Consider the following 21,584-nt stretch of genomic DNA (forward strand, 5'->3'; position numbering starts at 1 on the left):
GGTCGCTCAATGACCGTTTGCGTTACCAACAATTAGTAACTAAGTAAGTAAAACGAGAAAGCCAGGGAGTCTGCATGGAGAAAGGTTTATAAAAGCGTTACCAATTATTGGTAACGCAATGGGTCAGAGACTGGGGGGGGTTCCCCTGTTTGGTTTGGCGAGGTTGCTTGAGGTTATTGAGGAGTTTGATTCTCGTAGGGGGGGTCGTGATCCCTATACCCGTGAGTTGCTTGGTTACCTGCGTATGTGGGGGGGTTATGGTGAGGATTTACTTTTGTTGGCTTGGGATTTGGGGGGGCTTGTTGAGAGGTATGATGATTACTGTGATCCCAGGACCCAGAGGGTTTGTAGGTTTAATAGGGTTAGCAGGAGGGGGGGTCGTGAGTTCCTGAGACACTATAGGGCCTTAATGCGACTGCTCGGTCAAGTTGATGGTGGGTAGTGATTTATGTGGTGGCTGAGATTATTACGGTGATTAGGCCTATTATGAATAGTATGCCGAAGGCCCTGAGGACCCCCCCTGGTTCGTAGAGTTGCGGCGCCATGTTTGTGAAGCCCAGGGCCCAGACTACGTAGAATAGTAGCATTAGTGTGAGTCCAAGGATTAGTAGTGCCCTCTTTAATTTTGGCTTGAGCCTTAGCCTCGGCGTTAATGGTAATGCGGCGGCTATTGGTAAAGCCGCCAGGCTTATTAATAATGACTTGCTTGGGTTCTCGAGTGCCTTAATAATCATTGGTGTTGGGCAGTGCGTTGATTTTAGGGGGGGCTTTATTGATATAGGGCTTATGGTTATATTCGTGGGTATCACCATAGCATTTGTTTTTATTAATAGGCTTATTGATGAGTTGATCCAATTATTTACAGTAATCACGCTCTTTAATACATATACCCCACTCTTCGTTATGTTCATAGACACCGATTGATTCACCACATTCATTAATACTACCAACACGTGGGTCTTATAGGCGTTGTCCTATTTACTGTGTACATCACGGTGTATGTAGGCACATTACTTGGGTAACTAAACGTAGTATTGCCATTAATTATTTCCATGCCTGAACCTCCAGATATGTATAGTATTAATGATTGATTTGTGTGTATGTTTACTTCGTAGATTCCTGGTTTAACGTTGGTGTTTAAGTTAAAGGTTATTGGGTATGGTTTCATGCCTTGCGTAATTGGTGGTGCCTCAGCAGTAGAATTTGCGATTGTCTGTCCATTCCTAAGTATTATCAATGATAGGGTGGCTGGCTGATCTGTGTATGAGACTCCGTAAATAATAACATTGTGCATTCTCCCTGAGAAATTTAATCCGAGGTTGAAGGATATAATAGACCCCCCCGCACTCACTGGTAGTATTACGCTCGTGAGTTGCGTCGACATGACCTGGGATATTCGTGATACACCAATCGCCGTAGTTACTACATAGGTACCTGGTGGTATTGTTAATTCACTGGTATTTATCGAGATGTTGTCTTGGTACAGCCCACCAGGTATTGTTAGCAAGGAGTTATTCTCGGTGTAGTTTATGGCATTAATAATTAAGTGATTAGCCACTACCTCATAATCATTCATTACTAATGGGCCTGTGTAGCTATAATCACGAGCTGGTAATCACCGCATATTGCGTATACACCATTTACTTGGTTGATAGGCGCTATATAACCTATGACTTGCCTACCTGGGTCAATGACCATTAAGGGATATGTCAAGAGCACTGTGCTCTCGACATAACCCCCCCTTGGCGCAAGTAATGCAAGACTATAAATATCAGCATAATCCTTACTTAATGATCCCCCCCAGTTAATGCCCACCTGCCCGATTCCCTGGTATGGTGGCCACATTGGTGATATTGGTGATGTTAATGCCGTTATTATTATCGCCACGGCAAGCGTTAATACGGCCAATTTACCCTCACGTAACCTGCCGAGAGCCTCGACAAGCGTTATTATGAGGATTGCGGGAACAATAGCCGTAAAGCCAACGCCTCCGAGTACCGTGCTACTAGGCTGGTATGGCCGTGCCCAGGGTGGCCAGTTGTATGAAGGATGTTGTTGATAGTAGGTAAATGACTTGGTTAAGTATTCCCTGTGCCGTTATTTCATGGATTATTGAGTATGCTCCGGCTATCCAGTAGTAGGTGAAGGCTGCCAAGCCTATGGTTATCACGTATTGACTCGACTCATTAAACTCCCTCTTAATGAACCAGTGGGCTATTGGGACCAATACGTTAAGTAGGTTGGTGGTTGGGCTTAAGAATGCCATTAATGCCGAGAGGGTGGTGCTGATGAGCCTGTTATCCCTATCAACGTGGTAGTACGTGACTATGGCTAATGCCGTTGATAATGCCTGCGGAAGCCAGGGATTAGCCATTAAATTTATGAGTGAGGCATTAATTATTGATGTGAGGACTAGGAGGAGAGTGAAGCCTATTTCCAAACCTCTAGCCCTACTTAATTTATACGTGTAGATTGCGATTAATGAGTTTGTGATTACTATGAGGAGCGCTATGAATATTGGTAGGTAACCACTCATCACTAGTGGGCCAAGTAATAGGCTTTGACCAAGGTCATTAGCATTAATGCTTAATACGCCCATGGACTTCAAGATCAATTCCCCCCCAAGGCCGTAGTAATAACCACTCCCATTAAATAATTGTAACCAAACGTAAATAGTCTCAACCATGCTGATTATGTACGTCACCACTCCAATCAATGGCTTAATTATTAATTCGCGTTTCATGAATAATTAATGAAGATAAAACAATGACTCTTTAATGCTTTACCTCAATGTAGCGTAGGCAGTGCCTAATACCAATTATTAAGTATATTAATTCATTGATTACCTCGCCCAGGGACTTGCCACTACCCATTATCGTGATCGGCATTTCAATCCTCAACTCATCACCAACGGCTTTAATCATTAATTGATTAAGCACTGGGTCACCCTTCACGTAACTCATTAATACATCCAGTATCTTGCTAAGTTCATTAACCCTTACTATGCATGGCACGTAATTAACGCCATTAACGACATACTTGCTATAGTCCATGTCGCACTCAACATGGATGTCACCCTCATTCCTAATGAGAGTGCTCACACTAAGTGCTGCTGGGTATAACTTTTTAAAGGGAATGCCCATTAATTGCTTGATGTCATCAATTGAGGAATTAATAACTGGGACTGCGGTTGGGATTAAGGCGAGCGATGGCGTTGTGCTTGCTGCCGAAAAGAGGGTTGCCTATGGATTCACGATGTTTAGCAGGTCTGGTAAGAAGGTGTTTAAGGTTAATGATAACATTGGCATCGCTCAATAGGAATACTGGCCGACATGCAGGTACTCACCAAGATCGCGAAGGCCTACATGTCGCTCTACGCCCTCGACACAAAGACTAGGCCGAGCATTAGGTCAGCGGCTAAGCTACTATCATACGTGTTATTTGCCAACAGGGTTCTGCCATACTTCGTGGAGGTGCTAGTTGGTGGCGTTGATGATGAGGGGCCACACCTCTTCATAATGGATTCGCTTGGTTCGTTAATTGAGGATGATTATGCGGCAGTGGGTACAGGCACGAAATTGGCCATTGCCATACTCGAGAGTAATTACAGGCCTGGAATGACTGTTAAGGAGGCCAGGGAATTAGCCATTAAGGCAATAAACCAGAGCATATCTAGGGACCCAGTCTCTGGGGGATGGCATCGACATACTAACAATAACTAGCAACAGTTCGACAGAGGAGACAATACCGCTGCAGCCACTGCGGTTATAAAGGATTATGTGCCCCCCCGCCTTGGAGGAGCACAGCCTCATCGGTGGGTCAATCCCAACTCAGTCGGCCCACGCCAGCGGGGCTATTCATTAGTAATAAAGGGTGTTTTAGTACCTTTTACCGTAAAGACTTAAGAACTGCCACACGCATATCTTCGCAGGTGATGTGCCTCCACGGGACTGAGGACCTGATGAAATTGGTCTTTGCTGAACCTAGTGAGTTTTCATAATTTGCGTTACCAATTATTGGTAACGCAAACGGTCATTGAGCGAGGCAGCATTAATAATGTTGGTCGTCGCCTACTTGAGGTAGATTTTTATTCATGGGTGTTTGCTTCTGCCTGTAATCGCTTTATGGCGTTGATATTGGTTAGGTATGGTGAGGTTGCGATTAAGGGAGTGGGTACGAGGTCCAGGATGGAGAGGCTGCTCATGCATAACATACTCAGTGGTTTGAGGGGGGGCGTTGGTGTTGGTGCTAAAGTCACGAGGTCCCAGGGTAGGCTGTTTGTTGAGGTTCCCGATGATAGGTTAGGGAGAGTGTTGATTTGATTAGTCGGGTTTTTGGTGTTAAGTCCTTATCGCCTGTTAGGGCTTATGTGTTTAAGGAGTTGAATGATATAGTAAATGCGGCGGTTAAGGAATGGAGTGACCTAATTAGGGGTAAGAGGTTCGCGGTTAGGGTTCACAGGGTTGGTTCGCACAACTTTACCTCAATGGACGTTGCCAAGGCTGTTGGCGCTGCGCTTAAGCCATTTAGTGCGGGTGTTGATCTTGAGAGGCCTGATATCGAGTTGTTCATTGAGGTTAGGGACGATAAGGCGTACCTATTCACTGAGGTGATTAATGGCCCTGGCGGGCTACCACTCGGTTCTGAGGGTAGGTTGCTGGCGTTGATATCGGGTGGCTTTGACTCACCGGTTGCCGCCTGGTTCATGATGAGGAGGGGGGGCTCCTACGTAGATGCATTATTCTGCTCCCTGGCCTACCCCCCCATTGATGTTATTAACTTCCTCAGGGTTTCACACGCATTATTTAGTAGGTGGTCCATTGGCTATGACCCGAGGCTATTCATAATTGATTGCTCGCCATTGATCAATGAGTTTAGGGCCAAGGCTAACCCACACATGTGGAGTGTGCTGTTTAAGAGGGTTCTTTATGAGGTTGCCTCCAGGGTTGCCAGGTCAATAGGCGCGTTGGGGGGGTTAGTGACTGGTGAATCGCTTGGCCAGGTTTCGTCGCAGACCCTCCATAACCTAATGGCTATTGAGCATGGAGTTGATATGCCCATCTACAGGCCGTTGATTGGCTTGATAAGGATGACATAATGGATTATGCCAGGAGGATTGGGACTTACGAGGAGTCAATGAGGACTGAGGAGTTCTGCGCCATATTCTCCGAGAAGCCGAGGACGAGGGTTACAATTGATGAGTTAGATGGTGAGTTTAAGAAGCTCGATCAAAGCCTCATCAATAACCTACTTAACAGCATTGTGACCCTGAGAGCCAGTGCAGCTGATAAGGTCGTTGATGAGTTGATGCTTGGCACAAGTGATGTAGAGATCGATCACGTGCCTGAGAACGCCGTGGTCATTGACCTAAGGAGTAGGAGTGAGTATGAGGCGTGGCATTACCCAGGTGCTGTAAATGTGGATGTTGATGAGTTGGTGAGTACGGCTGAGGCCATGGGTAGGGATAAGGTCTACGTACTATACTGCAGCAGGGGCCTTAGCAGTAGGTGGGGTGCGCTTGAGCTTAGGAGATTGGGTTTCAAGGCATTCTCCATAGACATTAATAGGTTGAGGAGGTCGTCATGAGGGTGTCTAGGGGGGGACCTAGCGAGGGCTACGTGAGGTCTAGGGTGCCCAGGGGGGGATTTCACCTTGAGATCGCCAGGAGTATCCAGAGGGCATTGGCGAGTAGGGTTGTTGAGGAGGACTTAGTCAATATCGATAATGTTGACTTGGTATCAGGAGTTGACGTGGCGTATATTAGCCATGGCGATGTGGAGATAGGAGTTTCAGTTGCCAGTACTTACTCCCTGGGTAAGTCGTCGATTATTGAATGGAGTTGTTGGGTTGGCCCGGTGACTTTCCCCTACGTACCAACACTGCTATCCTTCAGGGAGTTAAAGCCTGTGGTGAATGCATACCTCAGGTTGAGGACTAAGCCTCAGGTGGTCCTAATTGATGGTCACGGTAGGGCACACCCATATAGGCTTGGCATTGCCAGTCACTTCGGCGTGTGTATGCGCATACCCACTATTGGTGTCGCAAAGTCATTACTATATGGTAAGGTGGATAGGGTTGAGGGGGGCCAATACTTGATATAGGCACAAACGAGGTTATTGGCTGGGCAATTCAGTGCGCGCCGAGCAAGCCGACCTACGTCAGTGTTGGTTATGGGATTTCGCTGAGGAGTGCCGTTAACCTTATCAAGAGACTATGCGTGGGTTCTCAAATGCCAATACCAATACTTCACTCTCACAACATGGCCAATAGCCTAAAGAGGAGGATTATGAAAAAATTAAGTGAGGAATCAATCGAGGAATTGGATAGTGAATGTAGGTCATCAATGGAGAACTACCTTTGATTCATCACCACTTCTCGCTAAGCTTCTCAGGTATTAGTAATTTCTGTCTCTCAATAACGTATGTCCTAGCATCCCTAATCATCGAATCAATGACCTGCGGATTAGCCCTGGCCTTGGCAGAGTCCAGTATTGCCTTGGCGGTATCCACGAGCCTTAGGTCATACTCAACGAGCTTCTCTAAGTTCTCGGGGAACACCTTAAACCTATCATGCATACCAGCATCACCGGTTGGTGAGCCCCCCCAGACCTCGGCTATTAAACTCCTTAGGTCACTTAGCACGGTCTCGTATTGCTGTATTAATGGGTCGAATGGGTTATTACGGGCTACCTCCTCCTCAGCCCTCTGAATGAAGTTAAGGGCTTCTTCGAGCATTGAGGCCACGGTCTTCCTAACGAGGAAGTCGTCCTGCCTAATCAAGTCCTTAACCTTATAACCCCTAAACCCAGGTACCATTAGTTGCAGCCGTTCTAATGGGCTTAACGGGGGGGACTCCGAAATTGGTGGTTTTGTTTCATTGCCTGAAGACATTGATTACTTATCTATGCTCAATTTTATAAACCTAGCTTGGTAATTGAATGGGAATCAGCACTCAACTCCTACGACATCCTTACACGAGTTAAGCAATTCCCTGTATAGATGGGTTAAAATCCTGGCAGCCTTGATCTTAGTATCCAATGCCTCAAGCAACTCGTAATAAGCCCTTCTAAGTATTTCCCTAACATCCTCAGGCCTTGTTTTCAATGATAATTCAAAACTAACGGTGTGACACACAACCTTAACAATTGGTTCCTCAACACACCCCCCCGTCAACCTGATAATCACCCTACCCTCATCAACCCTAAACTCAGGAACTAAGTTTAAGCTGGATAGAACCCAATTACCACCAATTGGTGTTACGTCAGGCATGGTGTGTTAATAAAATTCATTTTACTTTTAAAGCAATACATTGTATGGAGAATTCTCATGATTTAGTTGGCGGTGTTTCGTATGGTTTTGGTAGTCCTGAGTATATGCCCCCCCATACGTAGAATACTATGGCCAGTATCGTGACCGTGACCATGTCCCATGGGAACTTGAGTATCGGCATTGGGCCACCCGCGGTCTGCCCAATGTAGGTCATCAAAACCATAACAAGCATGTAAACAATATACCAAATGGAATTCTTAAGACCAGCCTTAACCCTATATATAACGCCGAATATTATCGAGAGCACGAACACGAGCAATACTCCATAAGGCGTGGCAGGCCAACCACTCCAATAAATAATCCACGTGGCGAATATGAAGGCCAAAGCACCAATTATTGCCGGTGCAGGAACCCTATAAACACCACTTAACCCCCCCTGTTTTCTGGAAACAACGAGTGAAACAGGTATTACTGAGAAGCCTAGATAGCCGGCAACTACGGCCTCCTCAATTATCGTGTATACCGTCGGTATTGGCGAGAGTAGGGCTAGCACAAGGCCTGCCAAGCCAAATATTATTAGTGCCCAGTAGGGTATTGCGTACCTCTCGTGGATCTCACCAACCCTCGCACCGACGTACTTAGACCTATACATTGAGAATAATACCCTGGAGCCAGCACCGAGGTATATGTAACCTACCACGAATGGCCCCAGTATACCGACTATTGTGGCTATTACTAATAGGTATGTAAGGCTGTACTTACCCGCAATGAACATAACTGGGTTGTAGGCTGAAGTGATCATCGTTAGGTCAGCCCAATCACCAGGCTTAACACCAAAAATGCCCCAATTAAGTGAAGCGACGTAAGCCACTGCGAATAATACGTAAACAAGGGTTTGACCAATCACCACAAGAAGTACGGCGAGTGGTAAATCCCTCTGTGGATTCTTCATTTCCTCGGCATAGTCAGGTATGACTCTCGTGCCGCCAAAGGCGAACATGGCGAATGGTATTGATGAGAACATGGCCGCAGCGCCATAGGGCATGAAGCCTCCAGGTAGTCCTGCGAAGTTCTGCGGCATGAAGACGGCGATCATTAAACCAACCGGTATTATCAGGTAAAGGATTAGCTTGAATATACCGATACCTGTTGTCGTGACTCCGAAGCCTTAACGCCATAGTAATTAAATGGTACCATCAGCAGTATTAGCGCTGCTGCTACGCCGGCGCCGAGCCACGTAGGTATGCCTGTTGGTGTGAGTAGGTTGTGCGTGAAGTAGTTTATTCCGTAAACCACGGCGATGGCTTCAGCGGGTGGTATGAATAGGTACCAAACCATTGATGCCCAGGCATTGAGGAGGTTAGTCACAGGACCATGAGTGTAGTAGGCGTAACGAGCAGGACCACCAGCCTCGGGATAGAGCGTACCCATCTCCATGTACGTGAGACTTATGAAGAAGTAGAATATGCCGCCTAATATCCAACCAAGTACGACGGCTGGTCCACTCATAACCATCATTTGAGGGGGCAGAGAACAGTATGCCAGTACCAATCGCACCCACGAGCCCTATTATTGTTAACTCAAATAGGCTTAGTTCCTTACGTAAACTAACCCCCCCTGCCTACTCTGCCCACCCTCAGAACCTGGCATATTTGTCAAGCAATATCCTGTCTTTTAAATTTTATCATTTATCTCGATTTAAGTAATCCTAAGTGTAAAACTTTTATCATAGCATCATTAGCCATGTAGTAATTCCTTAATTCTATTAGAAATCAAACGCTTAATCTTAACGGGGGCTTAAGTCTCTTCCTTCAATTATTTTCCTACCGTTAATTATTAATGCTGGTAAGTCAAATATTTCGTATTCCCTCAATTCGTTGATTATTGGCATGAATTCAGCAGGACCCTCGCCGCCGAGCATCATTCCACGTATTACGTCGATGTAATCCCTACTAATCTTCACTGATATGAACCTAATAATGCTATCATTAAGCCCCAGCTCACTCATTACCTCCCTAATAATGCCCTTAATCATTTCCAAATACTTATCATCCCTATCCTCGATCATGTAGAGCTTAATGTTTATTATCATTCAATTACTAATTAACAATCAATTACTAATAAACCCTACCCCCCCTCATTGAACATCATTAACCAAACCGAGCAGCCAAATACCCACCTATGGCCCCCCCCACAAGAATATTCACCACAATAAAAACGCCAATCTTAGATTATTTTAAATCTGTAAGAGACCTAATATAGCTGTAATTTACTTTATAAGGAAAAGGAACTTATCTTAAAGCAAGGTTATGCAATTAAAGTGACTTATTAGTTCAGTTGAGAAGATTCATCTAAGAATATTTCATGGAACTTAAGGCATGTTGGGGGGGTATTAGGAAGGGTAAACGATTAAGATGTAGTGAGGAAATAAGAGATCGAGATGTTTTAAGTGAGGCTGAAAGGTTAATTAACGAGTTTCTTAACCGAATTAAGGAACATAGAAATATTTTATTTAGTGGCTTAACAACACCGTTTGATCCATATATTAACGACTTAACTAATCTCTTCAGCAATATTAATGCTAAATTAGATGAGTTCAAGAACATTGTATTAAACGAAAACAACAAGAAAGAGCTTGAGTTTTTAATGACAATTCGCTATATCATTAAGGTATTACTAAAATTAGTTAAGGAGGCCAAGGAGTGGTGGTTAAGGATCGGAAGGTCTGAACTAGAGAAATTAGTTGATGGAATAATTAACGGCAAGATAACGGTAATTATAAGAGGTGAATTAAAAAAGGATAAAGACTTCATGGTACACTTATACACAGAGCATTTAGCAGTTATAATAAATAGAATTGCTAAAAGTGGGAGTGTGGTAATGCATATAACATTCACGGGCCTTAAAGATGCGTATGTGGTAGTGCCAAGGCTCTTTGATGACGATAAGCTGAGGGCTATGCAGAATGGTTGGTTAATGACTGACGGTACTATTCATAAAGGGGGTTACCCGGAGATGGGTACTAATTATCTATGGCAGGTCATTGCATGGTTAATGGTTTTCCCGGGCAAGAATCATGTAGACGTAAGCGGTATAAGCATTAATAATGGCGTCCGCGTTATATGGCTCCTAACGGCCCTTGACCTTAAGTTTGAGGGTAGAGATGTTAATGCCATTAAGTATGGAATCGCCGAGGATGTCGCTAAATACAGTAATGAATTATTCAAGGTATTCTTATTACCTGCCTTATTAGCTGACGGTAATTTTAACATTAGAAAAAAGATTGTCAAACTTGCGATAGGTGTCGTAAAGTATGAGCTATGGAAGCCAATAATTAAGAATTTAATGAACATGAACTTTAGTGAGCATGACCATGAATATATAAAGGAGTTTAGAATTAATTCATCAAAGGCGGTCACCTTAGTAAGGGACATGCTTAGCGACTCGTTCATTAGAGTAATGATTGAAGTATTAAGTATGTTCAATGATGCGAAGAAACTTAGACAATTAATCGAGCTTGCCAATGCGAGAACCAAAGCATTAGGTAGTTCGATGATAGAGATAAATGGTATTAAACTAACAATAAATATAAATGATAAAGGCAATATGGAATTAAGAGCTTACGTAAGGATAAAGCAAAGGCTGATGAAATTGCAAAAAGACTTAAGGCTATTGACATTAATGCTAAAGTATCTAAGCGAGGTAAAAGATACGCAATATACGTTCCTATGAGTGAGGTAAAAAGACTTGAATTGCTTAAAAAACTTGTCTGTAAGAAGCTTATCGAGATACTTAATGAAGTGAGAAATGAGAACAATACGAAGAGAATACGAAAGATAGAGAAAGTATTAACAAGATTAAACTGTGGAGGATCTACTCAGGATTGCGAACTCGATAAAAATTAAAAATTATATTTATGGGATTACGATGCTTGGAGTGCCCTACTACCCAATATACATACTGCCCACGGCCGGGATGCCGAGTGGTTTACCGCAATTAGTGGTACCACCAACGCAGCAGCGCCAGCAGCCACAGCAGGGTGGTTCGAGTCAATCAAGCGACTTTGAGATTAGTGGGGGGCTAATGATTGGCTATGAGCCATAGCGTCTTAAAAAAGTCTTGGGACGTACAAGAACTCTGAAATAATCCTTGAGGAGGTCAGGATTGATAATCTACCATGCTTCATAAACTTATCAACACTTAATCAGGGAAAGGTACCTGAAATACTCATTGAATTAAGCACTGGCTGTCATCACTATAATGCAATGATTAGGGTGACTAGGAAGTTCATGGAATTATTCGGCGTGGAGACGGCCAGAGTAACGGCGGTTAGGCTAGCTAGGGCGCTGGGCATTGAGGATTACGAGGCAGTTGAGCGTGGGGGGGACATTGAATTAAGGATAAGGAAGAAGCCAAGCCATTACCCAGAGTGGGTTAGTCAAAACATTGATTCCGTAATTAATGCGTTTAGCGAGGTACTGGCATCACTCGGCATAGTTAATCAATCAATGATCACTCAGCCCCCGATTACTCAGTCACAGCAGGAGGTCACGCAAGCACCACAGGAGGTGCAAACACCAGTAATTACTCCTCAGCCAGTCACTACGAGTACATTAGCGGCTAGTGTGATTAAGACCTACGGTAGTGTTGATAATCAAAGCCTAGTGTTACGGTCGCTGGGTGGGAATACCCACGTCGAATTGTGTCTTGAGAGGATGGGTAGTTGTAAACCATTAGTCACAGTAAGGGCTAAACCACTTGAGGTGGTAATACATGAGGACGCTGTGAAGGCTTTTGGTGAGAACAGGGCAATTGAGTACGCCACTTGGCTCGCCAATGCCTCTATATCAGTGATTATGAAATAAACGAGGTAGATAATGAGGTGGTGCTTAAGTCAAGGGATGGTGCGGATAATGCGTTAACCAACGACTTAATCAAGGTTATGGATATAATAGCAAGTAAGTACCTAAGTAGGGAGTAAATTAAGGAAATTAAAATTAATTACGATTTTTCTCTGGCTTGTGTGATCAATTCCTTAGCCCTAGCTATGAACTTGGCAATTACCTGCCTGGCAACGTCATCACTCGTTATCTTACTAATAACGCCAGTTGGGTCTGGCTCATTGTATTGATACTCATGCATCACCAGGGCAAGTGATGTTAATTCGACAATGTCGGCACTTCTCTCAGCTAATTTACTTGCGATTTCCATAAGCATATTCGTAGGCATAACAGCGAGTACCCAGTCGTTCCTCGAAACCCTAACGTTATGGCCGACCTTCTTATAACCTGGGAAATTAAATAAATCCCTATTCCTAATGGCTAAGTACGATAGGTAAGACTTCCAGGCCTGGAAAGCCTTGCCTGCGGCATTTCTAAGCAATCCATCATTGAGGAACTTCTCGGCTATCCCTATTTCGGCCTGAGCTCCATAAGCCTTGACTTACCTATTTCATCTAGGTTAAGCTTGATTTCAATCATTTTTACATAAGAATTAACTATTGAGAGCCTTAAAAGATATTGGTTTTAATGTAATTGCACCTTTCCTGAGAAAAATCTTAAGTAAATACTGAATGAAGCAATACAATGATAATGAAGTTGAGCATTAATAATTTGATTGTTGGTTATGGAAGTAGAATAATCATTAATGGATTAACCGTGGAATTCAATGAAGGCAGAACAGTCATACTGGGTCCCAATGGTTCGGGTAAGACGACACTGTTAAGGGCCATTGCCGGCGTGTTAAAGCCGTTGAGCGGTTCAATAATGCTTGATGGTAAACCGTTGCGTGGAGGTGACGTGGGTTACATTAGTCATGCAGGTGGGCTTGATCCTAACATGACCGTGCGAGAACCTGGAGTTTTATGCCGAGGTTAAGGGCGCTAATAACTTAGATGAGGTAGTTGATAGGCTTGGTATCAGGGGGTTTATTGAATACTAGGGTGGGTTTCCTAAGTAATGGCCAGAGGAGGATTGTTGAGGTAGCCATAGCCATGTTGGGTAATCCCAGGGTTTACGTGCTTGATGAACCCACGGATGGGCTTGACGTGAACTTCGCAGGTAGGGTTAGGGAAATCGTGAAGAGTTTACACGGCATTATTATATACACAACGCACGTATCAGCCGAGGCCCTTGAATTGGCTGATGACTTATTAATTATGAGGAATGGCAAGATGGTTTTTCACGGAGATGTTTCCAGGCTTAGTGGTGTTATGAGGATAGTGGCTAGGAGAGAGCGTGAGACTAGGATTATTGAAGCTGATGTGAATGAGTTAAATAGCGTTATGAGTAAGTTGAGGTCTGAGGGATTCAGCATATTGGAGGTTAGAAACTCCGTAATTGATGAGTTACTGGGTGGTAGTGAATGATTAAGGCATACCTCAGGAGGGCGTGGAGTGTGGGCAGGACTTACTACCTTATAACGTTAATGGTCTTATTACTGGCCACCGTGTTTGTGACCGCTCAGTTTGATTATATAATAATTACGGTTAATCCCGGGAATATTCATGGTGTTAAAATGCCCGTGAGTGAGGCCGTAGCCTTTACAAGGGTTTTAATGTTAATTATTTTAATCGGTATCGTTTCCATGATGGTATCCCTATTATCCGCCACCATCGTACTTGGCACAATACAGGCGGACATACAGAATGGCGTTTTCGAAGTACTGTTTGGTAATGGCTTAAGTGATAAAGAGCTCATTAAGGCCCTCTACATTGTCGGATTAACATCATTTACGGCATTTTACTTACTTGCCGAGGCCATGGTGATAATACCACTGTGGCTTACAGTCCCTAATGTATTAAGCACATTATTAATAGCCGTATTGTTGACCCCCCCACTTGGTGTCGGCTTATTCACTAATGGACTTAGCGTGTTAATTGGGCTCTCAAAGCCAAGGTACTTCAAGATATCCACGGGTATTGGGTCAACGAAGAACCTAGCCTTTACCCTCGTTTCACTTCCCAGCATTATAATCCTATTTTCAGTGATTATACCAGTAATCACGATAACACCTAACGCAACCTCATACCCAGCAATGGCTCTGCAGCTATTGAACTTTGCCTTAACCGTAGTGTCGATTGCTATGGCCTTAACATCAATACCCATTGCATTAAGGACACCGGTTAATAGGGTTGGGTTGATAACCAGGGGCGAGGAACCGTAGTCATAATTTAATGATCAAATAGTTAATGCCTAGGTAGGCTAGGAAGAATGGTATTAGTACGAGGTCTGTTATGTCAATTCCAGCCGCCTCAATGGCCCACAGTTCCCAAACTAAAGAGAAGCGCTGAAAGCACATACTTCAAGTGCGGTAGCCTAATTCTGGCGATCTGGTCCTTAATTATTGCCGTGAGGATAATTACTATGGCCGCGGCCGATAAAGTGCCTATGAGGTTGATGAGTAACTCCTTGGTATTAATGCAATAAGTACCAGGCAGCCTCAAAGGCCTCTATCGCAGATACCGTAAACACAACGGCTAAATCCCCCACGCTCCTCCTCACCACCCTCGCCTTTCCCGCCTCTCTTAAATGATCTACGCGCGCTCCTCAATAGCCTATACCCGAAGTAAAACAGTATTATTGCTGAGGCAGCCAATACGTAGTCAAGGGGGGGTAGGTAAACGATGTACTTACCAACGGTGAATGTAGCACTAGCACCAGGAGTACGCCGGCTATCGCGTAGAGTACTGGCTTAAAGCCTCTGTAAATTCCCTGGTAAATAGCCGTGACCGCACCGGCCTCTGAGAGCTCAAGTAAGCTTATGCCGAATGCCGCAAAGAATATTCCAAAGTCCACGGAAGCACAGCAATCACGCTGGTTTTAAGTATTTCTCATGTGCCTACAATTACGCAAAGCTATATAATTCGCCTAAGCATGGTATAAATAAATGACGGAAGAAGTGGTGATACCAAGCATAATCGCCGAGGAATTAAAGAAGAGGGGGGGCTTAATCCCGAGGATGCCGTGCTTGATGCATTAATGAAAGTAATCAACCTAGACCCAAACGCCATGATTGAGGCTAGGATAGAACTCGCAAATAAATACCTAAAGGAAGGCAAGGAATTAATAGATAAGGACCCGTGCAGGCCAGCGAGAAGCTCTATAAAGCGGCTGAGGAGTGCGTTAAGGCCTTGGCTCAATATTACGATTTAAAGAACATACTAGGTAGGGTAAATGAAAGGGGGGGCAGATGGACCGTTACGGAGTTGGAAAAGGCTGTTGAAGCCATAAGTGAGAGACTTGGTGATTGGTTTGGGGGGGAAGCGTGGGACAGGGCATGGGCACTACATGTGTGGGGATTTCACGAGGCAAAGTTAGACGCTGAAGCTGTGAGAATTAGATATCCGTATATTGAGAGAATCGTGAACGAGACCAATAAGATCATGAAAATGAAGTCCGAACAAACATGAACAATTGGGAAATACGTATAAGCATAAGGCGGATAACACTATCATGCCGAGTTATAAGGTTATTAATGATGTCACGAAGGTACGTGAGGAACCACTAAGTATCAGGGGGGGCGCCGTGGGTGTATACACCCAATGGCTTGTGAGTAAGGAAGACGGCTCTAAATACGCTGTGAGAAGGCAGGTGGTCAAGCCTGGCGGTAAAGCGCCATTGCATAGACATGCCTATGCGGAGACCTTTATAGTATTGAGGGGGGGTGCTGGGAGAATGACTGTTGATAACGAAAATATCGACGTAAAACCAGGCATGTGCATATTCGTAAAGCCGAACACTCCGCATTCAATAATAAACGTTGGTAATGAAGACCTGGAGTTAATAACAATAATATCCTATGAGGATGACATGAGTATAAATGTTCTTGAGTAATGCATTAAATGAGTATTTGATGTTCATGACTTAAATTTTGTTGATTATAGTTATTAGAAATTGAACAGATACGTTTAAATATTTCTGATTACTTTCAATTTAATAATGAGTGAGCCAGTACTTAAACTTAGGCCAGCTACGGCTGGCAGTGAGATTGGGAAGATGGTACTCGCGATGATCGTCACTGGAGCATTATGGTTTATGTTTGGTTACTTAGCACCACTGCAATATCGCATACCACTGTGGGAGTTCGTATTGATTCAATTATTCTTTGCCCTATTCATAGTGCTTGAGGTTTGGCAGTTAATCAAAAGCATTAGGGAAAGAGGGAAATACATTAAGGACTTCATTCTATATAGGGATTATGTTTGGTTCACAACAAAGAGTGGGAAGGAGGTGACAATCCCAATTGAGGAGTTCAACCCCCCCTGCGTGGTTGATTATGCGCCGTCAGTGAGTTCATACCCATACAGGGTTAGCGTGAGCCCAGGTTCCATAAGGGTTGGCCAGCCTTGGAATTATTATTACTTCCCAGGCAGGGTCTGGCTAAAAATAAGCCACTATGGTGAGGATTACATACTCCACATTGACACAGAGCAGTGTAGAAAGCTCAATACGGTACTCAGCACCGATTATAATAAGCCCAGGATTGACTGGTGTGGTGGGAGGGTTGTCAAGGACATGGGTAGGTTGGGCAGGATTGAGAGGCCTGGCCTAGCCTGTTAGGGTGGTTGTCATGGGTGTTATTGTTTCTGGCCCATATGGTGGTGGCAGGATAGGTTCACTGGTTAAGCTTGGCCTTGCCCTAATCCTCATTGGGCTTATTGCGATGTTATTCTCAATCACCATGCATAACTGGGCTTACTTTTACGACGCTCTCTCCCTTCTTGTTGTACCTGGTGTTGGAGCCCTCGTGTATGCTCTTAGGGCATATAGAAGAGTCAAGAGTAGGGAGGAGTATGTTGAATTGCACAATGCGATTTGGGGGGTTTAACAATGCATTGGTCACTCCTAGCAAGAGTTTTAAGTCTGGTGAGGTCATTTACACAATATTCATGGCAATAGCCACGTTCGTAATACTGGGAGCGGTTGCTACTGATATCATGCATGGTAGGTTCATGCTCAGCGATGCCGTTATCCTCTTAATCCTGATTGGCTTATACATACCATACTACCTAGTAATCAGGAGTGCTAGGAGAGCGCTCCAGGCTAGGAGGAATGAAATTAAGGATATACTACTATATAGTGATTACATGTACATCATAACCGCGGCTAACGAATCGCTGGACATACCGCTCAGAGAGGCCGTGATCTGCATTGCCGAGTTAAATATTCCCGACATGATATATGGCATGACGAGTTACGACGCATTCAAGATTAAGTATAATGATAGAGTGTTGAGACTCACACTGCCCCCCCATGGTGCCGGGAGTGAGTTCATTAACGTGCTTAAGGACAAGTTAGGGCTTGAGGTTCACACGTGTAATTACCTGGGCATTTAAATGATCCTATAGATGTCGATGAATTTACTGTACCATTCATTGTATGCCCTCCTACTGACCACGTGAAACTCAAATACCATAAGTGCTTCATCGCCAACCTCTTTAATGATATTCATGATTAATTCCACGTACTTATGCGGGTCATCACCATACACATCAGATATTATCAGGACATCAACGTCACTGTCAGGCTTGAAGTTGCCACGTACATAACTGCCAATGAGCATTAACTCCGCATTAGGGTCGAGCCTGAGCACCACGTCTTTAATTCTGTCTAGGTAATAATCAATGTTGCTGAGAATTCTATCCCTAATCCTCTTAATATCGATTAGCAAATCTACGAGAGTAGGCATTTAACCACCTCATTGAACTCACGAGCTATATTAAGTGCTCTCTCCGCATCATCCTTGCTAAACCTAGGTGGCATATAACGACTTGCTATGTACGCAAACTCCAATAATAGAATCACCTCTCTATTTCTAACGTAAAAGTCATTTAGACTGCACTTATTATTTAGCATTTTCGTTAGCTCCATGAAGAGTTGGGTTAATCTATGGGTATGTGGATAATCGCCAACGAGGTTATACAGTAATGACTTAAGTTTTAACTGTATAAATTGTTCCACATTAAACATTACTAGATCATAGTACCCTCGTTCATACGCAAACCTCGCCTGCTCCAAAAATTCCTCGGCCCTTTGACTTAGGAAACTCATTACTTCGATTACTCAGTACCACATCTATTTAACTATGTCCTTTGGGGGGGACCAACCACTCTTAGTCCTGACCAAGCCCCCTCTCCTCAATGTACCTCCTCACTCTATCCTTAATGTCGTCAAAGATTCTTGAATCACCGCAAAGTACCTTACCATCGGTTACGGCATCGAGTATCACCATGGAACTCTCAAGAACCTCATTTAACCTACTCAATGGTAACCAAACCACTTGCCCAATATCCCTCACCTCAATCTTATAATCACCAGTGGGTATAACAGCCATCAAATCCCAATCACTCAACGGAGTATTATCACCCTAGCCCTGGAACCAAATAGGACTACTACCAAGGACTTACGGCATAACTCATCAAGCACCTCCCTAAACCTAGTCTCCCTCCACCTACTAACCTCAATTAATGCCTCCAACCACCTGCTGTACATAATCCCACACCAAGTCCATACACCTAACGGCCTCCTCGGCCTCCCACCTCCTGTAATCGTTAATCCTAGCATCTGGGTAGTGCGTCTGGACGTAGTGTTGCTCGAGTAATTCAGCACACCTAGTAACTTCCTGAGGCGCCTCCCTGCCCAGGATCTTCAATAGGTATTGAAGTAACTCAGATGTTGAGTGAGTAATTGGTCGTGAACCACCAAACTTAATAAGCAATCCCTTAATTAATAGCTCGACAGACTGCTGGGCAAAAGATGCAGTTGAGTCAAACCTATTATTCGCTGAGTCCTCCCTCGCATAGTCCCTAAACCTCCTCGCTTTATTAAGCCATGGCTCCGCCATTAAATTATGGGTAATGCATTATGAGGACGCTATTAAGGTTTTATCTCGTCACCTTCGTCGACATTATCATTACTATGAATGCCGTGATTGAGGCTATCACGAAGGATAGTACGAAGGATTCCCTACCAGGTACCTCATAGAATATGGGCATGCCATTTAAGTAGTAGGCGAGTAGTGGAGTCCTGTAGGTGGTCTCTAGGGAACCCGCAATCACTGGGCCTAGCGTATTGCCCATGAGCCTCATGGCGGTGTTAGTGCCGGTCATTGTGGCCATCCTTTCCCTAGAAGCTGATGATATTAATAACGTTATCCTGGTCACGGTCATGCCGGCTATGCCCACCATGCTTATGATCATCACAATTATCGTGATCATCAACTCATGTACGTAAACCGTGGCCGCCATCAACAAGCCTCCAATTGCAGCTATTCCAGACGTTATGATTAACACCCTTCTATAACCAACGGTGTTCATTAAGATGCCGTATAATGGACCTGCAAAGAGCATTATTAAGGCTATGGGCGCCAGTGTGAGGCCTGTCCTTAGTATTGTCATGCCATAACCAATGGGCTTAGGCAATTCAAACATATACACAAGGGCCTGGAATGACAGGAACATTCCAAAGCCAGCGACGAAGGATGAAAGTAGGGGGGGCACAGCTATGTCTGGATTTACGAAGTCGCTTATGTTTATTAATGGGTTCTGCGTGGACAGTTCATGATTAATGAATAGGAACAATATAGCTAACCCAAGTGCAATACCAAGCCAGAAATCCTCCGATAACCAACCCCAGGTCGGAGCTTCTGTGAATGAGTAACCAATTATTACGAAGGACATTGCCAATAGTGCCAGGCCTATATAATCAATGCTTTCACCGACTCTCGCCTCGGACTCAGGCAATACTAAGTAAGCATGAGTATTAATACGGCTAGTATTGGCAACGCCGTCTCATACGCGAACTGCCAGGAATAATACTGGGCTAGGTATGCACCTATTGGTAATGCTACGGCCGCTCCAATCGCGAATGTTGATGCGATGATTCCCTGGCAACAGGCCATTCCCTAGGCGGCAATTTCTCCCTAAGCAATGTATAGCCAATAGGATTTATGCTAAGTCCAATTCCCTGAATAGCCCTGAGCATTATTAGGATTGGGTATGTCGGTGCCATGCTCGTGAAGAACACAGCAATAAAGTAAATAATCAATGTAATTATCAATATCTTCTTTCTACCGTAACTATCAGCCAACTTACCAAGGATTGGCGCGAAGGCCAGTCCAGCCAGCGTCTCCGAGGACAAAACCCACGAGACCTCCGACTCTGTTATGCCGTATTGCCTTTCTATGGTTGGTAAGGATGGCATGACAACCATCTCCACGTACATCGCAATTATTGATATAGACGCGAGAACAACGAGATACCTCCACGCCTCAGAACTCAATCTAATACCACCAAGGTTCCTCAGCACGTAAACCGATATCAATACTGATTAAAAATCTAACTCACGACCTCGCCAAATGCCTCTCGTCGGAGTCTCAGTTTCTTTAGGCGCTTATGGCATCTGGTCGTTTATTGCATGCTCACGGTCTATTACGATTTCAGTATTAGCACTAGGTAATCCATGCATGGTATACCTAAACCATCATAATGTCTAGTGTCGTTAGTTTTAAGGTTAGGAGGGAAATTAAGGAGAAGATGGAGAGGTTTAAGGACAGGGTTAATTGGGCTGAGGAGTTGAGGAGGTTTGTTGAGGAGAGGATTAGGGAGTTGGAGGCTGAGGAGAATATTAAGCGTGTCGTTGAGGAGCTTGAGAAAATACCAGTAAGTGTTCCCAAGGGGGGGTTCTCAGTGAGTTCGGTGAGGGAGGACCGTGATAGTGATTGATTCGTCAGCACTAACGGCCTTCATACTTAAGGAGCCTGGTTGGCGGTCATTAACTAATTATGTCATGAACGTTGATCATGTAATTAAGGAGGTTATGAACGCAATTTGGAGGGCGCAAATTAGAGGGATTATTACTAGGGAGCACTCAATTAAGCTTCGTGACATATTAATGACATTGATTGGTAAGAATATTGTTGTAGAGCCTGAGGAGAAGTACATTGGTAAGGCGTTTATGATAGCGATAGATAATGGGATAACGATATACGACGCGTTATACATAGCATTAGCAATAAGCAGGGGGGGCTTACCTCTTTTAACGCTTGATAATAAACAGAGAGAGGTTGCGAGAAGGATGGGCATTAATGTGGTGGTGCCGTTTCAATAATCACCTCCTCAGCTGCCTTATTGGCGGTATTGTATTTAGGTGCATTATTTCGTCTGGTATCGCCTTATTAATGGCTATTTCCCTGTAGATGTAGGCCGAGGGCCTCCAGTACTGCTTCTTGGTGATATAATCGACGTAAAGCAAGCCAAACCTCATGCTAAAGCCTGAGGCCCACTCGTAATTGTCAGTCAACGACCAGTGCAGGTAA

33 protein-coding genes and 5 pseudogenes are annotated in these 21,584 nt (G+C 44.2%); 18 read left to right on the top strand and 20 right to left on the bottom strand.

Annotated elements, in window-relative coordinates; translation table 11 throughout:
- The first annotated feature begins 118 nt into the window (after window positions 1-118).
- On the top strand, window positions 119-442 hold the full coding sequence (locus JCM11217_RS10325; protein WP_054842870.1) for a hypothetical protein: 324 nt from the start codon (window positions 119-121) through the stop codon (window positions 440-442).
- Window positions 443-446: 4 nt separating this feature from the next.
- On the opposite strand, the gene JCM11217_RS16230 is transcribed toward JCM11217_RS10325, so the two are convergent.
- From JCM11217_RS16230 to JCM11217_RS10335, 5 genes are all read right to left on the bottom strand, one after another.
- Window positions 447-938, bottom strand: coding sequence for a hypothetical protein (locus JCM11217_RS16230; RefSeq protein WP_243679160.1), 492 nt, complete (start codon window positions 936-938; stop codon window positions 447-449).
- 5 nt (window positions 939-943) lie between these two features.
- The gene (locus JCM11217_RS16235; RefSeq protein ID WP_243679161.1) at window positions 944-1,576 is read right to left on the bottom strand and encodes a hypothetical protein; all 633 of its coding nucleotides are present in this window, start codon (window positions 1,574-1,576) and stop codon (window positions 944-946) included.
- Between the two features lie 2 nt (window positions 1,577-1,578).
- Entirely contained in the window at window positions 1,579-1,908 is a 330-nt protein-coding gene (locus tag JCM11217_RS16240) for a hypothetical protein (RefSeq protein ID WP_243679162.1), read from the bottom strand.
- A 97-nt stretch (window positions 1,909-2,005) separates the two neighbouring features.
- Entirely contained in the window at window positions 2,006-2,743 is a 738-nt protein-coding gene (locus JCM11217_RS16245; protein ID WP_243679163.1) for a hypothetical protein, read from the bottom strand.
- 31 nt (window positions 2,744-2,774) lie between these two features.
- On the bottom strand, window positions 2,775-3,101 hold the full coding sequence (locus JCM11217_RS10335) for a hypothetical protein (RefSeq protein WP_243679164.1): 327 nt from the start codon (window positions 3,099-3,101) through the stop codon (window positions 2,775-2,777).
- Window positions 3,102-3,153: 52 nt separating this feature from the next.
- On the opposite strand from JCM11217_RS10335, the pseudogene JCM11217_RS10340 reads away from it, so the two are divergent.
- The 5 genes and pseudogenes from JCM11217_RS10340 to JCM11217_RS10360 all read left to right on the top strand — a co-directional run.
- Window positions 3,154-3,771 (top strand): annotated as a pseudogene (locus tag JCM11217_RS10340) (proteasome subunit beta).
- 245 nt (window positions 3,772-4,016) lie between these two features.
- Window positions 4,017-4,322 carry a hypothetical protein gene (locus tag JCM11217_RS16250; protein WP_243679165.1) on the top strand — a complete coding sequence of 102 codons (306 nt, stop codon included), beginning with the start codon at window positions 4,017-4,019 and terminating at the stop codon, window positions 4,320-4,322.
- A gap of 47 nt (window positions 4,323-4,369) precedes the next feature.
- Window positions 4,370-5,157 (top strand): annotated as a pseudogene (locus JCM11217_RS10350) (THUMP domain-containing protein); the annotation flags it as partial.
- 150 nt (window positions 5,158-5,307) lie between these two features.
- Window positions 5,308-5,586 carry a rhodanese-like domain-containing protein gene (locus JCM11217_RS16255; protein ID WP_243679184.1) on the top strand — a complete coding sequence of 93 codons (279 nt, stop codon included), beginning with the start codon at window positions 5,308-5,310 and terminating at the stop codon, window positions 5,584-5,586.
- Window positions 5,583-6,196: pseudogene (locus JCM11217_RS10360) on the top strand (endonuclease V); the annotation flags it as partial. The gene JCM11217_RS16255 and the pseudogene JCM11217_RS10360, both read left to right, overlap by 4 nt.
- Before the next feature lie 169 nt (window positions 6,197-6,365).
- Here JCM11217_RS10360 and JCM11217_RS10365 read toward each other — a convergent pair.
- From JCM11217_RS10365 to JCM11217_RS10380, 4 genes and pseudogenes are all read right to left on the bottom strand, one after another.
- Window positions 6,366-6,890, bottom strand: coding sequence for a hypothetical protein (locus JCM11217_RS10365; protein ID WP_054842875.1), 525 nt, complete (start codon window positions 6,888-6,890; stop codon window positions 6,366-6,368).
- A gap of 54 nt (window positions 6,891-6,944) precedes the next feature.
- Window positions 6,945-7,268 (bottom strand): hypothetical protein, encoded by a 324-nt coding sequence (locus JCM11217_RS10370; RefSeq protein ID WP_054842876.1) that lies wholly within the window; start codon window positions 7,266-7,268, stop codon window positions 6,945-6,947.
- 55 nt (window positions 7,269-7,323) lie between these two features.
- Window positions 7,324-8,829: pseudogene (locus JCM11217_RS10375) on the bottom strand (APC family permease); the annotation flags it as partial.
- 225 nt (window positions 8,830-9,054) lie between these two features.
- Window positions 9,055-9,360 (bottom strand): hypothetical protein, encoded by a 306-nt coding sequence (locus tag JCM11217_RS10380; RefSeq protein WP_243679166.1) that lies wholly within the window; start codon window positions 9,358-9,360, stop codon window positions 9,055-9,057.
- Window positions 9,361-9,632: 272 nt separating this feature from the next.
- On the opposite strand from JCM11217_RS10380, the gene JCM11217_RS10385 reads away from it, so the two are divergent.
- The 3 genes from JCM11217_RS10385 (at window position 9,633) to JCM11217_RS10395 (ending at window position 12,133) form a co-directional block, all read left to right on the top strand.
- Window positions 9,633-11,000 carry a hypothetical protein gene (locus JCM11217_RS10385; RefSeq protein WP_054842877.1) on the top strand — a complete coding sequence of 456 codons (1,368 nt, stop codon included), beginning with the start codon at window positions 9,633-9,635 and terminating at the stop codon, window positions 10,998-11,000.
- A gap of 195 nt (window positions 11,001-11,195) precedes the next feature.
- Window positions 11,196-11,372: a hypothetical protein gene (locus tag JCM11217_RS10390; RefSeq protein WP_243679167.1), complete on the top strand. Its 177-nt coding sequence runs from the start codon at window positions 11,196-11,198 to the stop codon at window positions 11,370-11,372.
- Window positions 11,373-11,533: 161 nt separating this feature from the next.
- On the top strand, window positions 11,534-12,133 hold the full coding sequence (locus tag JCM11217_RS10395; protein ID WP_243679168.1) for a hypothetical protein: 600 nt from the start codon (window positions 11,534-11,536) through the stop codon (window positions 12,131-12,133).
- Window positions 12,134-12,269: 136 nt separating this feature from the next.
- On the opposite strand, the gene JCM11217_RS10400 is transcribed toward JCM11217_RS10395, so the two are convergent.
- The gene (locus tag JCM11217_RS10400; protein ID WP_243679169.1) at window positions 12,270-12,650 is read right to left on the bottom strand and encodes a PaREP1 family protein; all 381 of its coding nucleotides are present in this window, start codon (window positions 12,648-12,650) and stop codon (window positions 12,270-12,272) included.
- A 209-nt stretch (window positions 12,651-12,859) separates the two neighbouring features.
- Between JCM11217_RS10400 and JCM11217_RS16260 the strand changes: the two are divergent.
- Window positions 12,860-13,635 (top strand): annotated as a pseudogene (locus JCM11217_RS16260) (ABC transporter ATP-binding protein).
- A complete protein-coding gene (locus JCM11217_RS10415) occupies window positions 13,632-14,432 on the top strand; it encodes a hypothetical protein (RefSeq protein ID WP_054842881.1) in 801 nt (266 codons plus the stop codon). Before JCM11217_RS16260 ends, JCM11217_RS10415 begins: the two are co-directional and overlap by 4 nt.
- Here the strand turns inward: JCM11217_RS10415 and JCM11217_RS16265 are convergent, their stop codons facing one another.
- Complete coding sequence (locus tag JCM11217_RS16265) at window positions 14,433-14,567, bottom strand: hypothetical protein (RefSeq protein WP_243679170.1); 135 nt, start codon at window positions 14,565-14,567, stop codon at window positions 14,433-14,435.
- Window positions 14,568-14,845: 278 nt separating this feature from the next.
- Window positions 14,846-15,064, bottom strand: a complete 219-nt coding sequence (locus tag JCM11217_RS16270) for a hypothetical protein (protein ID WP_243679171.1) — start codon at window positions 15,062-15,064, stop codon at window positions 14,846-14,848.
- 284 nt (window positions 15,065-15,348) lie between these two features.
- On the opposite strand from JCM11217_RS16270, the gene JCM11217_RS16275 reads away from it, so the two are divergent.
- From JCM11217_RS16275 to JCM11217_RS10445, 5 genes are all read left to right on the top strand, one after another.
- On the top strand, window positions 15,349-15,678 hold the full coding sequence (locus JCM11217_RS16275; RefSeq protein WP_243679172.1) for a PaREP1 family protein: 330 nt from the start codon (window positions 15,349-15,351) through the stop codon (window positions 15,676-15,678).
- A gap of 43 nt (window positions 15,679-15,721) precedes the next feature.
- Complete coding sequence (locus JCM11217_RS10430) at window positions 15,722-16,102, top strand: cupin domain-containing protein (protein WP_054842882.1); 381 nt, start codon at window positions 15,722-15,724, stop codon at window positions 16,100-16,102.
- A gap of 105 nt (window positions 16,103-16,207) precedes the next feature.
- Window positions 16,208-16,828 carry a hypothetical protein gene (locus JCM11217_RS10435; RefSeq protein WP_054842883.1) on the top strand — a complete coding sequence of 207 codons (621 nt, stop codon included), beginning with the start codon at window positions 16,208-16,210 and terminating at the stop codon, window positions 16,826-16,828.
- 1 nt (window position 16,829) lies between these two features.
- Entirely contained in the window at window positions 16,830-17,096 is a 267-nt protein-coding gene (locus JCM11217_RS10440) for a hypothetical protein (RefSeq protein ID WP_054842884.1), read from the top strand.
- Between the two features lie 7 nt (window positions 17,097-17,103).
- Window positions 17,104-17,604, top strand: coding sequence for a hypothetical protein (locus JCM11217_RS10445; protein ID WP_054842885.1), 501 nt, complete (start codon window positions 17,104-17,106; stop codon window positions 17,602-17,604).
- Here JCM11217_RS10445 and JCM11217_RS10450 read toward each other — a convergent pair.
- The 7 genes from JCM11217_RS10450 to JCM11217_RS16295 form a co-directional block, all read right to left on the bottom strand.
- Window positions 17,601-17,957: a nucleotidyltransferase domain-containing protein gene (locus JCM11217_RS10450; RefSeq protein ID WP_054842886.1), complete on the bottom strand. Its 357-nt coding sequence runs from the start codon at window positions 17,955-17,957 to the stop codon at window positions 17,601-17,603. The genes JCM11217_RS10445 and JCM11217_RS10450 overlap by 4 nt on opposite strands.
- Window positions 17,942-18,319 (bottom strand): HEPN domain-containing protein, encoded by a 378-nt coding sequence (locus JCM11217_RS10455; protein ID WP_054842887.1) that lies wholly within the window; start codon window positions 18,317-18,319, stop codon window positions 17,942-17,944. Before JCM11217_RS10455 ends, JCM11217_RS10450 begins: the two co-directional genes overlap by 16 nt.
- A gap of 61 nt (window positions 18,320-18,380) precedes the next feature.
- Window positions 18,381-18,620, bottom strand: coding sequence for a hypothetical protein (locus JCM11217_RS16280; RefSeq protein WP_243679173.1), 240 nt, complete (start codon window positions 18,618-18,620; stop codon window positions 18,381-18,383).
- Window positions 18,617-18,760 (bottom strand): hypothetical protein, encoded by a 144-nt coding sequence (locus JCM11217_RS16285; protein ID WP_243679174.1) that lies wholly within the window; start codon window positions 18,758-18,760, stop codon window positions 18,617-18,619. The genes JCM11217_RS16280 and JCM11217_RS16285 overlap by 4 nt, the downstream gene beginning before the upstream one ends.
- Window positions 18,729-19,112, bottom strand: coding sequence for a HEPN domain-containing protein (locus JCM11217_RS10465; protein WP_054842888.1), 384 nt, complete (start codon window positions 19,110-19,112; stop codon window positions 18,729-18,731). The genes JCM11217_RS16285 and JCM11217_RS10465 overlap by 32 nt, the downstream gene beginning before the upstream one ends.
- Before the next feature lie 40 nt (window positions 19,113-19,152).
- Window positions 19,153-20,010, bottom strand: coding sequence for an MFS transporter (locus JCM11217_RS16290; RefSeq protein WP_243679175.1), 858 nt, complete (start codon window positions 20,008-20,010; stop codon window positions 19,153-19,155).
- A gap of 103 nt (window positions 20,011-20,113) precedes the next feature.
- The gene (locus JCM11217_RS16295; protein WP_243679176.1) at window positions 20,114-20,575 is read right to left on the bottom strand and encodes an MFS transporter; all 462 of its coding nucleotides are present in this window, start codon (window positions 20,573-20,575) and stop codon (window positions 20,114-20,116) included.
- A 179-nt stretch (window positions 20,576-20,754) separates the two neighbouring features.
- On the opposite strand from JCM11217_RS16295, the gene JCM11217_RS10475 reads away from it, so the two are divergent.
- Both JCM11217_RS10475 and JCM11217_RS10480 read left to right on the top strand, forming a co-directional pair.
- A complete protein-coding gene (locus tag JCM11217_RS10475; RefSeq protein WP_054842889.1) occupies window positions 20,755-20,991 on the top strand; it encodes a hypothetical protein in 237 nt (78 codons plus the stop codon).
- A complete protein-coding gene (locus JCM11217_RS10480) occupies window positions 20,978-21,376 on the top strand; it encodes a type II toxin-antitoxin system VapC family toxin (RefSeq protein ID WP_054842890.1) in 399 nt (132 codons plus the stop codon). Before JCM11217_RS10475 ends, JCM11217_RS10480 begins: the two co-directional genes overlap by 14 nt.
- Here the strand turns inward: JCM11217_RS10480 and JCM11217_RS10485 are convergent.
- On the bottom strand, window positions 21,377-21,584 hold a 208-nt coding region (locus JCM11217_RS10485; protein ID WP_243679177.1), incomplete at its 5' end, for a family 1 glycosylhydrolase.

This window comes from Vulcanisaeta distributa JCM 11217 (genome assembly GCF_001316005.1).
Taxonomy (GTDB): Archaea; Thermoproteota; Thermoprotei; order Thermoproteales; family Thermocladiaceae; genus Vulcanisaeta; species Vulcanisaeta distributa_B.